A 14,033-nucleotide genomic window follows, 5' to 3' on the forward strand; every position below is an offset into this window, starting at 1 on the left:
CCGCCGACGAGATCGCCGTTCGTCGACGCCCGCGCGCCGTTCCATGGCGGGCGCCGAGATCGCGGGCGGGATGATCCCGTCGCCCCCGAAAGCCTCGCGCCGCCAGGGATTTTTCCCACGCGCGCCCCGCATGCGATGCTGCGGGCCCGAGCCGAGCCGAGCCGCGCGCGCCGCCGGGCGCGGCGCGCTCCGTCGAGCGCCCAGGTCACGTAAGTTGATGTAGGATAAGGTATGACGAGAAAGTTGTCGTATCCCGGCCGGGCAGGATAGACGGGCCAAGGAGGAAGCATGAGGCGCAGCAGAGGCGAGAGCATGGACACCGGGGCGGTGCGGAACCTCGAGGAGATCCAGGAAGAGGATCCCGGGGCTCGTCCATCGCGTGCGGGCGCGCTGGTGCTGGCCTCGCTCGGCGGGGCGTGCATCGTCTTCGCGGCCGTGGCGCTCCTGCGCGCTCCTGCCCGCGAGAAGCCGGTCAGCGCCGATCCGCTCGGCGATCTGGTCGCGCGCGCGCACCCGGCCGGCGTGAAGCCGGCCCCGCGGCGGGCCACGATCGGGCATGAAGTGACGTTCCCCGCGCTGCTGTCCGACGCGGAGAACCCGACGACCGCGCTCGAGGCGGTGCGCGATCGGAAGGCCGCGAAGGCGGCGGAGCCCGGCCCGCCGCCCGACGCGGAGCCCGGCCCGCCGCCCGCCGCGGACCGGCTCCCCGTGGTCCCGCTGCCGGCGCAGCACGTGCTCGATCCCGCGGTCGGCGAGGTCCCCCCGAACGACACGCTGACGGCGATGGCCCGCCACGTGGCGCGCGAGGAGGGCCCCGAGACCGATCGGGGCGGGCCGGGCGGCTACCAGCTCCAGGTGAGCTCGTTCAAGGACCCGGGCGACGCGGAGGGCTTCGCGGCGGCGCTGCGGCGCCGCGGGCACAAGGCGTACGTCGAGCCGGCGTACGTCAAGGGCCGCGGCCTCTGGCACCGCGTGCGGATCGGCCCGTTCAAGTACAAGCGCTCGGCGGTCATCTACCGGCAGGAGTTCGAGGCCAAGGAGCGCCTCGTGACGTTCATCGTGGACCCGCCGAAGACGACGGTGAAGGTGGCCGAGACCCCCGGCGACGACGCCTAGCGAGCAGGGAGAGCGCTCGAGAGCGCCGCCGCGGGGGTGAGCGCGCACGACAGCACCCCCTTGGCCCCGGCGAGCTGCCCCGCGAGCTCGGAGAGCGCCGCGCCGCGGCCCTTCAGCACCATGACCTGGAGCAGCCGCCCCTCGTCGAGGCGGACCAGCAGGCTGGAGACCACCGACCCCGCGTGCTGCTCCTCCAGCTCGGAGATCCGCGCCACGAGCTCCCGCACCTCGGGCGCGTAGACGACGGTCAGCGTCGCCGCCACCAGCGCTCCCTCGTCCCAGGCGGCGCGCGTCAGATCCGCGCGGACGAGATCCCGCAGCGCCTCCGATCGGTTCTCGTAGCCCTGCGCGGTGATGCGCCGATCGAACTCGGACAGGAGCGCTCGTTCCATCGCGACGCCGAAGCGGACCAGGTCGCTCATCGTGGGGCGCAGGCTAGCGGGGCGAAGGTCCAGGCGGGAAGGGGCTCGCGCCGGGGACGAGGTCGGGGGAGGGACGTGGCCCGCGCGGGCAGCGGCGCGGCCCGGCTGGCCGCTCAGGTCTTGCGCCGCTCGAGGTGACGCCGCGCGGCGTCCTTCACCGGCGAGGTCACGTTCTTGCTCTTCGCGACGCTCCGGAGATCCGACTCGCGCAGGTGCTGGATCAGCCGCGTCGCCAGCAGCACCGGCGTCCTCGGGTTCTCGACGAGGTTGCGCTTCACCGTGTAGCTCTTCAGCCACTCCGGCGTCGTCGCGATGATCCGCAGCACCTCGTCGGACATGTTCCGGTTGCGGCTGATGAGGACGACCTCCTCCTCCTGCATCTGCGGGCTGCGCACGGCGGCGCTCGCCACGAGGCGGTTCGTGTCGCGCACGAGGAGCATGCGCTCCTCGCGCGAGCCGAGCATCGCCCGCCGGATCCGCTGCGAGATGGTCATGTCGGCGAGCCGCTTGTAGAGCGGCACGTACTGCTCCTTGAGCTCCTCCTTGCCCTCCTCGTCCTCGACGTGGGTGTCCACGGCCTGGTCGGCCGCGAGCGACTCGGCGAGCGCCTGCGTCTCGCTGAACAGCATGTCGTCGGGGGTGGGCTCCGGCGACGGCTCCGCGATGAGCTCGTCCTTGATCGCGAGGCTGGCCTCGCGCCACGCCGGGATGCCCGTGAGCTCGACCCCGTTGCGGGCGGCCAGGTCGACGAGGCGGTCGGCCGTCGACATCCGCGTGTTCTTGTTCAGGTAGAGCTTCTCGATGACGCGCGGGCTCCTGAGCAGCCGCTCCTCGTTCACCGCGATGAGCTCGGTCAGCGCCTCGCCGCCGATCCGCGCGAGCTCCTCGAGCGTCTCCTCGGCGATGTTCGGCGACGCGCAGAGCCTCTCGGCGACGGGGAGCCGGTCGGCGTAGAGGCGGGCCAGCCGGTCGATGACCAGCGGCGGCAGATCGCCCCCGAGCGCGCCCTGGAGGAGCGGCTCGGGGAGCGCGGCGAGCGTCTTCTCGGCGGTCTCCCGGGCGGGCTCGCCCTCGCGCGACGCGAGCAGCACGAGCAGCGTCACCACCTCGCCCGGCTTGAGCCCGGGCGCGATGCCGCGCGCCGCCATGTCCCGGAGCTTCTGCGGCGCGGTCGGCTGCGCCATCTTCTGGGCGGGCGCCGACAGGGCGCCGACGTCGATCGGGGCGATCATGAGGCGCCCCTCCGCGCGCCCCCGCGATCGAGCGCGCGCGCCGCGCGCGGAGCGGCGGAGGCGGCGGCGCCTACGAGCGGAGGTGACGCGAGCGAAGCCACGGGCATGCGGTCCTCCCGGCGGGCATTGCTGCCCCGCGATCTGCGGATTATCCTGAGGCCGCTGTGTGCCCGAAAGGCGCGGCGATCGTCAACGGAGAACCGACACGCAGGACCGAGCGCGCCCGCTGTCGGAACGAGCCCGAGGCCGCGGGGGCAGGGCACTGGCGCTTGCGGCACATCCAGCACACGCAGAGGAGCGCGACATGGGGATTTTCGATTTCGTGAAGAGCGGCGTCCGCGAGATGATGATCGCGCGCCCGGACACCGCGAAGCATCTCATCGTCTACAAGCATCCGGATCAGAACATCCCCTTCTGGTCGCAGCTCACCGTCGACAGCGACGAGTGCGCCCTCTTCTTCAAGGACGGCCGCTACGTGGGGTACCTGCCGACCGGGCGGCACACGCTGCAAACGCAGAACATCCCGTTCCTGAACAACCTCGTCAACCGGCTCACGGGCGGCGACGTCTTCATCGCCGAGATCTTCTTCGTGAAGACGCAGCCGGTCCGCGGCGTGCCCTTCGGCGGGCCGCTGGAGTCGATGGAGGACCCCGTCCTCTACGAGTTCGTGACGCCGCGCATCTTCGGTGAGTTCTCGCTGGTCGTGATCGACCCGGTCCGGTTCGTCGTCGGCTACCACGGCCAGTGCGGCGGCAGCGGCGACAACGACGTGATCCTCGGCTGGATCAAGGGCAAGTTCTTCATGAGCGTGAAGACCGTGATCGGCCAGGTCTGCGCGCAGCAGCAGAAGAGCCTGCTCAACCTCGGCGGCATGAGCATGGAGCTCGGCGCCCGCATCGTGCAGTCCGCGCCGAACCTCGAGGAGATCGGCTGCAAGATCCTCGAGATCGGCAACTTCAACATCAACTTCTCGGCCGAGGACCAGCGGCTCCTCCGCGAGGCGAACAAGGCGCGGGGCGAGGCGCGCCGGGGCATCGGGATCGCCCAGGACGCAGCCCGCGCGAAGCAGTTCGATCTGGACCAGCGCTTCCAGCAGGACGCGCGGTACGTGCAGCAGCTGGCGGGCAACTGGCAGAACTACGCGGCCGGCCAGGCGATGATGGGGGCCGGCGAGGGCATGGCGAAGGGCGGCGACGGGGGCGGCGTCGCGGCGCTGGGCGCCCAGGTGGCGATCGGCGCGGGCCTGGCGCAGGGGATGAATCCCGCGCTCGCGGGGCAGGGCCAGCCCCAGTTCGTGCCGCCGCACCTGCAGCATCCGGGCGCGCCGCAGGGGGGCTATCCGGGCGCGCCGCAGGGGGGCTACCCGGGCGCGCCGCAAGGTGGCTATCCGGGCGCGCCGCAGGGGGGCTACCCGGGCGCGCCGCAAGGTGGCTATCCGGGCGCGCCGCAGGCTGCGCCCGCCGCAGGGCCGACGATCGAGCAGCGCCTGGAGCGCCTCGCGGACCTCAAGAACAAGGGCCTCATCACCGACGAGGAGTTCCAGGCCCGCAAGGCGAAGATCCTCGAGGAGATCTGAGCGCTGCCCGGCCTCCTGTCCGCCGCCCCCGGTGCCCGGTCAGGTGGCCAGCTCACCGCGCCCCCCCACCTGTTGCTATCTGATCCAGAACAAGGCGCGCGCTTTCGGCTAGACTCACAGGGGTGCCAGCAACGGTCCGCATGGCCGGGGATGATCAGCCCGAGATGAACGCCGGCGAGTCCGAGGCGGCCGAGCTGTTCCATCGGGAAGAGATCGCACGGTCGCATGGAGAGGGGGTGCTCACCCCCTCGTCGCCGCGCGCCGATGACCCTCCGCGTCCCCCGGCCCACAGCGCCGCGCCGCCGGCCCACAGCGCCGCGCCGCCGGCCCACAGCGCCGCGCCCCCGGCCCACAGCGTCGCGCCGCCGGCCCACGACGCCGCGCCCCCGACGGCGCGCAGCGACGCGTTCGCGACCCGTGACCGCGCGCTCCCGGCGCGCCGGGGGAAGGTGAAGCAGGTCCCGCGCGCGCGGCGGTGCCCGACCTGCAAGCTCACCTTCTCCGGGGACTCCCGGTTCTGCCCGTTCGACGGCGATCCGCTCGCCGACGCGCCCGACTGGAACCCGGCGGCGGATCCGCTGGTCGGGCGCACGATCGACGGCCGCTACGAGGTGCAGGCGGTCGTGGGCGAGGGGGGCATGGGGACGGTCTACGAGGTGCGACACAAGTCGCTCGGCCGCCTCTTCGCCCTGAAGGTCCTCCGGCGCGACATCGCGCAGGACGCCGAGCTCGTCGCCCGCTTCATCCAGGAGGCCAAGGCGGCCGCGGCCATCGGCCACCCCAACATCGTCGCCGTGAGCGACTTCGGCGCGATCGAGGTCGAACCGGGGCAGCCGGAGCTGCCCTTCTTCGTCATGGAGTTCCTCTCCGGGACCTCCCTCGCCGCGCTGCTCCGCACCGAGAAGACGCTGCCGGCCGAGCGGGTCGGGGAGATCATGCTCCAGTGCGCCGCGGCGCTCGGGTCCGCGCACGCCGCGGGCGTCATCCACCGCGACCTCAAGCCCGACAACGTGTACCTCGTCCGCAACGGCGACCAGGAGTTCGTCAAGCTGCTCGACTTCGGCGTCGCCAAGGTCACCGGCGGCAAGCGGCTCACCCGCATCGGCATGGTGTTCGGGACGCCGCATTACATGAGCCCGGAGCAGGCCGAGGGGAAGCGCATCGACGCCCGCGCCGACGTCTACGCGCTCGGCGTCCTCATGTACGAGTGCTTCGCGGGGCGCGTCCCCTTCGAGGCGGACACGTACATGGGCGTGCTGACCAAGCACATGTACACGGCGCCCGAGCCGCTCGAGCAGGTGGTGCCCGACCCCTCCGCGCTCGGGGCGTTCGGCCCGATCGTCATGCGCTGCCTCGCGAAGCGCCCCGAGGAGCGCTTCGCCTCCATGGCCGACCTCTCCGCCGCGATCGAGCTCGCCATGGAGGCGCCGTGCCGCGCGGGCACCCTGGCCCAGGAGGACCCCCCTCGCCGCGAGCCGCCCGAGCTGCGCGAGCGCGACGACAGGCTCGGCCCGGTCCAGGCGCCAGGAGGGCTGGCGGAGCGGCTGTCGATGGGGGCGCGCGTCGCGATCGCGCTCGCCGCGGTCGTCGTGCCCATCGCCATCGCCCTCGGCGTCCGCGCCCTGCGCGCCGCGGCGCACGAGGCGCAGCCGCCGGACGCCCTCCCCGTCGCCCTCGAGGCGAAGCCCCCGCCCCCCGCCGAGCCGCCGCCCGTCGAGCCGCCGCCCGCCGCCGCCCCGCCGCCGGCCCCGCCGGCGCAACAGGCGGCCGCGCCGCCCGCCCAGGAGCCGCCGCGGCCGCAGGCGTCGCAGGCGCCGCCCGCCGCGAGCGCCGCGAAGCCGCCTGCCCCGACGGCACGGCCGGCGGCGACGGTCGCGCCGGCGGTGAGGCGGCACGCGGACGGCGACATCATCGATCCCTGGGAGCGCTGATCGCGCGGCCGGCGCGCGACGAAACCTGGCCTTCCCCGGCGTCCTGTGCGCACGATGCGCGCTGTCGATCTCCGGGCCCACGGCCGCGGGACAAGCGATCGACGGCGGTTGCGATGCACAGGGCGGAGCGCTTGACAGCGTCCGCTCGGGCTCGCCATCCTTCGCGAGGCGGAAACCTCTAGTGGCCAAGCAACAGCTCCTCCTGGTCGACGCGGATCCACGCAGCGTTCGGGTCCTCGAGGTCAGCCTGAAGAAGGCCGGTTACAGCGTGACCACCGCGATGGACGGCGGGGACGCGCTCGCGAAGCTCGAGGTCTCGACGCCGGACCTCGTCCTCAGCGACACCCGCCTGCCCAACGTCGACGGCTATGCGCTCGTCCGCAAGATGAAGGAGCGCGCCGACTGGGCCTCGATCCCGGTCGTGTTCCTGACGAGCCAGCGGTCCATCGAGGACAAGATCCGCGGGCTCGAGCTCGGCGTCGAGGACTACCTGACGAAGCCGATCTTCGTGCGCGAGCTCATCGCGCGGGTGACGCTGCTCCTCGCGCGCCGGACGCGCGAGGGGATCACGACGCGCCACTTCGCGAGCACCGGCCGGACCAGGTTTTCCGGGTCGATCCTCGACATGAACGTCGTCGACCTCCTGCAGACGTTCGAGGTCAGCCGGAAGAGCGGGATCGTCCACCTCTCGCACGGGGACCACGAGGCGCAGGTCTACTTCCGCGAGGGCAAGGTCGTCGACGCGACGCTCGGCCGGCTCTGCGGCGAGGAGGCCGTCTACCGCGCGCTCCTCTGGAACGAGGGGACGTTCGAGGTCGAGTTCTGCAAGGTCGACAACCCGGACGTGATCGAGACGTCGACCCAGGGCCTGCTGATGGAGGGCATGCGCCGGGTCGACGAGTGGGGCCGGCTCCTCGAGGCGCTGCCGTCGCTCAGCACCGTCTTCGAGGTCGACAGCGAGGAGCTCCTGGAGCGGCTGAACGAGATCCCCGACGAGCTGAACGGGATCCTGCGCCTGTTCGACGGCAGGCGGACGCTGATGCAGGTGGTCGATGCGTCGCCGTTCGAGGATCTCTCGACGCTCTCCACGATCTCGAAGCTGTACTTCGAGGGCCTGCTGATCCCCGCGGCCGCGCTCCCGCCCGACGACGTCGTGCCGAGCGAGCCGGAGACGGCCTTCCACGACGATCTCTCGCCGCTCTCCTCGCTCTCGGGAGCGCGGCGATCGTTCGACCCGGATGGCGGCGCGGGGCAGGCCGGCGCCGAGGATCTCGAGGACGCCGCCGTGGTTCCAGCGCCGCTCTCGACGCGCGCCTCGCCCGCGGTGCTCCCGCGCCTCCGGTCCGCATCGGAGGCGCCCGCGCCGCCGGGGGATCTCGAGGCCGAGGCCGCCGCGCGCCCCGTGACGACCCGCAGCGCGATGCTCGGGGCGAGCACGCGCGCCGGGAGCGCGATCGCGCCGCGTCCCGCCGGTGCGGGGGAGGGGCGCCCGGCCTCCGAGCCGCCGCGGAGCGCCGCGTCGTCACGCATCGAGGCGGAGCGGGCGGCGCGCGCCCGCAAGGAGCGCGAGGCCGGGGACAGCGAGGCGCCGCCGGCCAGCATGGAGGAGGCGCCGCTCACGCGACCGCTGGTGACGCCGCGCGGGTTCGCGCAGAGGCCGCGCGCCGCACAGGGCGACCGGCCGCTTGCGGCGAGCAAGAGCGACCGGCCGCTGGCGATCAGCAAGAGCGAGCGGCCGCTGGCGGCGAGCAAGAGCGAGCGGCCGCTGGCGGCGAGCAAGAGCGAGCGGCCGCTGGCGGCGAGCAAGAGCGAGCGGCCGCTGGCGGCCAGCAAGAGTGATCGGCCGCTGGCGGCGAGCAAGAGCGAGCGGCCGCTGGCGAGCAAGAGCGACCGGCCCTCCGCCTCGGTGGCTCCCGCCGAGCAGCGCGGCGGATCCAGGCCGCCCGAGGCGCTCGCCGCGCAGCCGCCGGAGAGCGCGGCGGAGCAGGGCGCTGCGCCGCCTGCCGCCGAGGAGCGCCCTGCGCCGGCATCGACGATCCCCACGCTCCGGCCGCGCCCGCCGAGCGATGCGCCGCCGGCCGTCGCGATCCCGCGCGATACGCCGCGGCCGCGGGCGCTCCAGCCTGACCCGGCGAGGCCCGCGGAGCCGCTCCGCTCCGAGGCCGCCGCGGCGCCGCCGGATCCCGCGCCGGCGGGCGATGCGCCGGCGGGCGATGCGCCGGCAGGCGATGCGCAGACATCGAGCCTCGGGACGGCGCCGGACGACGCGTCCCCGAGCGACGCCGGGCCCATCAGCGAGAGCGAGCGCTTCTTCTTCCGCGGAGAGGGCGCGCCGGAGGGGGGGGTGGCGCAGGACGCCTCCTCGAGCGCCGAGGACATCGACACGACCGCCGGCGCGGTCGAAGCGTCGCTCTGGAGGCCACCGCAGCAGGAAGCACGCCGGGCGCGCCTCGCGCGGATCGTGGCCGGCCTGGTCACGGCGCTCGCGATCGGCGGCGCCGGCGTATGGCTGATCAGCCGGACGCGGCGCCCCGCGCCTCCGCCGCACGTCGAGGCGCCCATGGCGGCAGAGCTCCCCGCGGCGACCATGACGGCCTCCACCGCGAAAGAGGGCGAGCCCGCCACCGCGCCGGAAGGAGAACGCTCGGACGCGCCGGCGCTCTCCGTACCCGGCCCCGCCGAGTCCTCGGCCCGTGCACCGGCCGAGCCCGCCCCGGAGAGCGCGGGCGCGCCGGCCGGCGCACCTCCCGCGAAGAGCCCTCCGACGCCGGTCGTCGCGGCGCCGCAGCCGACCGCTCCGTCGACCGCGGGTCGGCCCGCCGCGCCAGCGCGAGAGCAGGCCCGGGCTGCGCCGCCCGCGCCGGCCGAGGAGGGCGGGAGCCTCTCCGCCCGCGTGATGCGCGCGCTGGAGGCGGGGCAGGCCGCCAGGGCGGTGCAGCTCGCCCAGCAGCTCACGGCGGCCTCCCCGGGCAGCGCCAGCGCGTGGCACCTCCGCGGCGCCGCGGAGCAGTCCGCGGGGCGCGGCGGGCGCGCCTCGTTCCGCAAGTGCGCCGAGCTGTCCTCGCCCGACTCCCCGCTCGGCGCCGAGTGCCGCGCGCTCGCCGGCATGCCCTGACCGCGCCGGTCGCGCGCGTCGCGGAGGCGAGCCCCGAGCGGGCCCCGCCGCCGCGGCGCGCTCAGCGAGACCGCGATCGGAGGCGGGGATCGAGCGCCACGGCCGCGAGATCGAGCGCCACCGTGACGAGCACGATGGCGGTCGCCGCGAAGATCACCGTCCCGACGATGAGCGGGCCGTCCCGGTTCTGCAGCGCCTCGACCGCCATGCTCCCGATGCCGGGCCAGCGGAAGAGCCGCTCCGTGACGATCGCGCCGCCGGCCAGGGCGCCGAAGTCCAGCGCGGCGAGCGTGGCGAGCGGCAGCAGCGCGTTGCGCAGCGCGTGGACGACGAGCGCGCGCAGGCGAGAGGCGCCCTTGGCGCGCGCGGTCCGGATGAAGTCCTGGCGGAGCAGCGTCCGGAGCTCCTCGCGGACGACGCGCGCGTAGAGGGCGCTGCCGAAGACGCCGAGCGTCAGCGCCGGCAGGACGAGCGAGCCGAGGTGCTCGGCCGCCGTGGCGCCGTACCCGTCGTACGGCAGGAGCCGGAGCTCGTACGCGAGCACGTACTGCAGGACGGGGCCGATCACGAAGGTCGGCGCGCTCGCGCCGAGCAGCGCGGCGCCGAGCGCGGCGTCCTCCCAGGCCGTCCCGCGGCGCGCCGCCGCGACGATCCCGAGCGCGAGGCCGAGCAGGAGCTGCACCAGCAGGGCGGCGAGCGCGAGCTCCAGGGTGCGCGGCGCCTTCGCCGCCAGCAGCTCGACGACCGGCCTGCGGTAGTGGAAGCTGTAGCCGAGGTCGACGTGCACGCCGAGCGGCCCCGCCGCGCAGCTCCGGTGCTCCGGGTGCCCGCGCGCGCCCGCGCGCGCGGACGGGCCGTCGCCCCGCTCCGGTCCGAGGTGCACGAGCCTGCGGACGAACCGCGCGAACTGCACGGGGACCGGCCGATCCAGCGCGTGGATCGCCCGGACGTGCTCGATGTCGGCGGCCGACGCCTGCGGCCCGACCAGCATCCGCGCCGCGTCGCCCGGCAGGAGGTACGCGATCACGAACGAGACGGCGGTGACCCCGGCGATCAGGATCGCCGCCCACCCGAGGCGCCGGAGCAGGTGCGCGATCGCGGCGCTCATCGCGGGAGCCCGGCGCGCGCGAGCAGGGCGCGGGGCCGAGAGGCGAGCGGCCCTCCCGCGCGCGGCCCGCCGCCGCGCGCCGCGCGCCGCGCGGCCGGATCGAGCCAGACGTCGTGGAAGCGCGGCGAGAGCACCGCGGAGCGCTCGTAGCCGCGCACGGAAGGCTGCCAGAGCTCGAGCAGGCGCCGCGTGTACGTGGGCACCCAGGGCGCGAGATCGCGGACGATGGCCTCGGCCCGGGCGTAGAGCGCGAGGCGCCGCGCGCGATCCTGCTCCACGTGGGCGGCGTCGAGCGCGCGATCGAGCGCCTCGCTCCGGAAGAAGGCGAAGTTCTGCGAGCCCTCGTCGCGGATGGCCCGCGAGGAGAGCGTCGGCTCGAAGAAGCTCGCCGGGTCGGGGAAGTCGGCCTGCCACCCGGCCCAGCCCATGGGGATCGTGCGGCGCCGCGAGGCCTCGGCGAGGTAGGTCGCCCAGCTGACGAGCCGCAGGCGGACGCGGAGCCCCACCCGCGCGAGCTGCTGCTGGAAGATCTCGCCGACCGCCTGCTCCATGGTGTCCGGGATGGCGATGTAGTCGATGACCCCCGGGTAGCCGCCCTGGCCGGTCGCCGGATCGTACGGGTAGCCGGCCGCGGCCATCTCCGCGAGGGCGGCCGGCAGGTCGTGCCGTCGCATCGGCTCGTCGCGCGGGGGGCCCGGGATCGACTCCGGCAGCACCCGGTCGATGGCGACGAGATCGGGCCTCACCTTCTCGAGCACCGAGGGGTCGACGGCGAGCGCCACGGCGCGCCGCACGGCGAGCCGATCGAACGGCGGGAGCTCGGTGTTCAGGAAGATGGCGTTGGTCCTGGGCTGGGGCGTCCAGCGCCGCTGGCCCTCCCACGCGGGGTCGGCGCGGTACGCCGCCGCGTCGATCGCCGTCAGATCGCGCAGGTAGTCGAGCTCGCCCTCCTCGAACCTGTAGCGCTGGGTGGTCGCGCGCATCCCGGTCTGCCACTCGATCGCGTCGAGGTAAGGCCGGCCCGGCCGGAAGTAGCCCTCGTGCCGGACGAGCCGGATCCTGCCGTCCTGGTCCCAGCGCTCGACGCGGAACGGGCCCGCGCCGCACGGCGCGGGCGGGCGCGTCGGGTCGACCACGGCGCCGGACGAGGGGCACACCGGCGCCATGAACGCGAGCGTCATCCGCGGCAGGAACGTCGCGTCCGGCGCGCGCAGGTCGATCGCGATCGCGGCGTCGCCGAGCACCCGCACGCCGGCGAGGTGCGGCGCCGCGCCGCGGTGGAACGCGTCGAAGCCCTCGATCATCTCGTACTGGCTCGCGCCGGGGCTCGGCGTCCCCGGGTGGAGCGTCCGCTCGATCGAGCGCTTCACGTCCGCGGCGCGGAGCTCCGCGCCGTCGTGGAAGCGCACGCCCTCGCGGAGCGTGAAGACGTACGTCCGCCCGCCCCGCTCGACCTCGATCGCGCGCGCGAGGTCGGGCACGATCTGGCCGCCCCGGTCCCAGGTGACGAGGCGGGCGAAGACGTGATCCGCGACGGTGCCCGAGAGCTCGTCGTAGGAGATCGCCGGATCGAGCGCGCGCGCGTGGACCGTGGTCGCGACGCGCAGGGTCCCGCCCCGGACCGGCGCCGCAGGCGGCGGCCCGCCGCCCCGCGGCGGGCGCACGCGGCTCGGCGAGCCGCCCGAGAGCAGGAGCAGCGCCGCGCCCGCGATGAGCAGGTCGACCGGCAGGCGCCGGCCGCGCGGGAGCTCGGCGCCGGCCGGATCGAGCGCGTCGCGGAGCCCCTCGCCCACGCGGTGGAAGCCGAGCACGGCGAGCAGGATGGCGAACCCCGGCGCCGCGACCAGGAGCGGCCTTGCCCCGAGGTACGGCTCGGCCTCGTGCAGCATCCGGCCCCACGTCGCGGTCGGCGGCTGCACGCCGACGCCGAGGTAGCCGAGCGCGGCCTCGGCGAGGATCATCTGCCCGGCGATGACGGTCGCGAGCGCGAGCAGCGTGCCGCCGACGTTCGGCAGGATGTGCCTCCGGACGACGTGCAGCGGCCCGGCGCCGAGCGCGCGCGCCGAGGCCACGAAGTCGCGCTGCGCGAGCTCGATCGTCTTGGCGCGGACGAGCCGCGCCGCGCCGGTCCAGCCCGTGAGGCCGAGCACGAGCAGGATCGTCCCCACGTCGGCCCGCCCCACGGCGACGCCGATCGCGGTCACGAGCAGGAGGTAGGGCAGGGCGAGGATCACGTCGACGAGCCGCATGAGCGCGCCGTCGAGCGCGGCCGCCCGCGTGCCGTGGGCCATGCCGGCGGCGACGCCGACGAGCGCGCCGAGCCCCACGGCGAGCGCCGTGGACGAGAGCGCGATGACGAGCGAGAGCCGCGCGCCGTGCGCGAGGCGCGCGAGCAGGTCGCGGAAGAGCGGGTCCGTCCCGAGCCAGTGCGCGGCCGACGGCCCGGGCGGCGCGCCGAAGGCGTCGCGGGACAGGCTGAAGTCGCTCGCGTTCGGGTCGTGGGCGATGACGGCCGGCCCCGCCGCGGCGAACAGCGCGAGCAGCGCGACGAGGCCGAGGCCGAGCCGCGCCGACCGGTCCTGCCAGAAGCGCCGCGCCGCGTCATCGCCGAGCAGGGCGCGGGCCGCGCGCTCCATCACCGCTTCCCTTCGAGGAACTGCGTCACGAGCGCGACGAACTCCTCCGGCCGCTCCTCGTGGGGCGAGTGCCCCGCGTCCATGATCTCGAGCATCGCGCCCGAGATCTCGCGGGCCAGCCGCTGCGCGCCGGCGGCCGGGAAGATGCGGTCGTCGCGCCCCCAGACGACGAGGGTCGGCGCCGTGATCCGGGTGAGGCGCGCGACCACGGGGCGCGCGTCGAGCACCGCGCGCAGCACCGCGTAGGCGCTCTCGCGCGCCGACGGCGCGTTGAACAGGTCGTAGTGCCGGTCGATGCGCGAGAGCGGCACCGCCGCGTCCGCTCGGAACACGCCGTCGCGGAAGTACGACCGGAACGAGCCGCGGCCGAGCAGCTGCTTGAAGACGATGCCCCCGACGACGGGCAGGAGCGGGAGCTTCCGCTTGAAGCTCATGGGGAACGGGTAACAGAGCGCGTCCTCCAGCACGAGCCGCTGGACGAGCTCGGGGTGCTCGGCGGCGAGCGTGATCGCGACGGCCGCGCCCATCGCGTGGCCGACGACGTGCGCCCGGCCGACGCCGAAGGCCGCGATGAGGTCGGCGATGGCCTCGGCGAACGTCTCGATCCCGTAGGCGTACCGCGCCGGGCTCGGCTTCTCGCTCTCGCCGAACCCCGGGAGGTCCGGGGCGATGACGTGGAAGCGCTGGGCCAGCGCGTCGATCACGTCGTCGAACTCCAGGTGGCTCACGAGGAAGCTGTGCACCAGGAGGAGCGCCGGGCCGTTGCCGGCTCCGGCGACCAGGACCCGCATCCTGACACCCCGGGCTGTAACGTCCCGGACGACACGTTCGACCGGTCGGGGGGCGGCAGGCGGGGCCGCCCCCCGACCCTCGCTGGCAAGGGCCTTGGCCATGGTG

General features: G+C 74.9%; 9 protein-coding genes. 4 read left to right on the forward strand and 5 right to left on the reverse strand.

From position 1 onward, the window contains the following. Positions 1 to 288 precede the first annotated feature (288 nt). On the forward strand, positions 289 to 1,116 hold the full coding sequence (locus tag WMF31_RS19765) for an SPOR domain-containing protein (RefSeq protein ID WP_436603446.1): 828 nt from the start codon (positions 289 to 291) through the stop codon (positions 1,114 to 1,116). Here the strand turns inward: WMF31_RS19765 and nikR are convergent. Both nikR and WMF31_RS19775 read right to left on the reverse strand, forming a co-directional pair. Then, a complete protein-coding gene (gene nikR / locus WMF31_RS19770) occupies positions 1,113 to 1,538 on the reverse strand; it encodes a nickel-responsive transcriptional regulator NikR (protein ID WP_436603447.1) in 426 nt (141 codons plus the stop codon). The two genes, WMF31_RS19765 and nikR, sit on opposite strands and share 4 nt — an antisense overlap. Before the next feature lie 113 nt (positions 1,539 to 1,651). After that, complete coding sequence (locus WMF31_RS19775) at positions 1,652 to 2,770, reverse strand: hypothetical protein (protein ID WP_129347980.1); 1,119 nt, start codon at positions 2,768 to 2,770, stop codon at positions 1,652 to 1,654. Positions 2,771 to 3,074: 304 nt separating this feature from the next. On the opposite strand from WMF31_RS19775, the gene WMF31_RS19780 reads away from it, so the two are divergent. From WMF31_RS19780 to WMF31_RS19790, 3 genes are all read left to right on the forward strand, one after another. Further along, on the forward strand, positions 3,075 to 4,346 hold the full coding sequence (locus tag WMF31_RS19780) for an SPFH domain-containing protein (protein ID WP_436603448.1): 1,272 nt from the start codon (positions 3,075 to 3,077) through the stop codon (positions 4,344 to 4,346). 140 nt (positions 4,347 to 4,486) lie between these two features. After that, positions 4,487 to 6,277: a serine/threonine-protein kinase gene (locus WMF31_RS19785; RefSeq protein WP_436603449.1), complete on the forward strand. Its 1,791-nt coding sequence runs from the start codon at positions 4,487 to 4,489 to the stop codon at positions 6,275 to 6,277. Positions 6,278 to 6,458: 181 nt separating this feature from the next. After that, a complete protein-coding gene (locus tag WMF31_RS19790; protein ID WP_436603450.1) occupies positions 6,459 to 9,392 on the forward strand; it encodes a response regulator in 2,934 nt (977 codons plus the stop codon). A gap of 61 nt (positions 9,393 to 9,453) precedes the next feature. Here the strand turns inward: WMF31_RS19790 and WMF31_RS19795 are convergent, their stop codons facing one another. From WMF31_RS19795 to WMF31_RS19805, 3 genes are read right to left on the reverse strand one after another with little or no spacing between them, the layout of a single operon-like run. Beyond that, positions 9,454 to 10,500 (reverse strand): ABC transporter permease, encoded by a 1,047-nt coding sequence (locus WMF31_RS19795; protein ID WP_436603451.1) that lies wholly within the window; start codon positions 10,498 to 10,500, stop codon positions 9,454 to 9,456. Then, positions 10,497 to 13,136, reverse strand: a complete 2,640-nt coding sequence (locus tag WMF31_RS19800; protein ID WP_436603452.1) for an ABC transporter substrate-binding protein — start codon at positions 13,134 to 13,136, stop codon at positions 10,497 to 10,499. Before WMF31_RS19800 ends, WMF31_RS19795 begins: the two co-directional genes overlap by 4 nt. After that, a complete protein-coding gene (locus WMF31_RS19805) occupies positions 13,136 to 13,927 on the reverse strand; it encodes an alpha/beta fold hydrolase (protein ID WP_436603453.1) in 792 nt (263 codons plus the stop codon). Before WMF31_RS19805 ends, WMF31_RS19800 begins: the two co-directional genes overlap by 1 nt. Positions 13,928 to 14,033: the final 106 nt, after the last annotated feature.

This window comes from Sorangium sp. So ce1036 (assembly GCF_051369805.1).
GTDB lineage: Bacteria > Myxococcota_A > Polyangia > Polyangiales > Polyangiaceae > Sorangium > Sorangium cellulosum_F.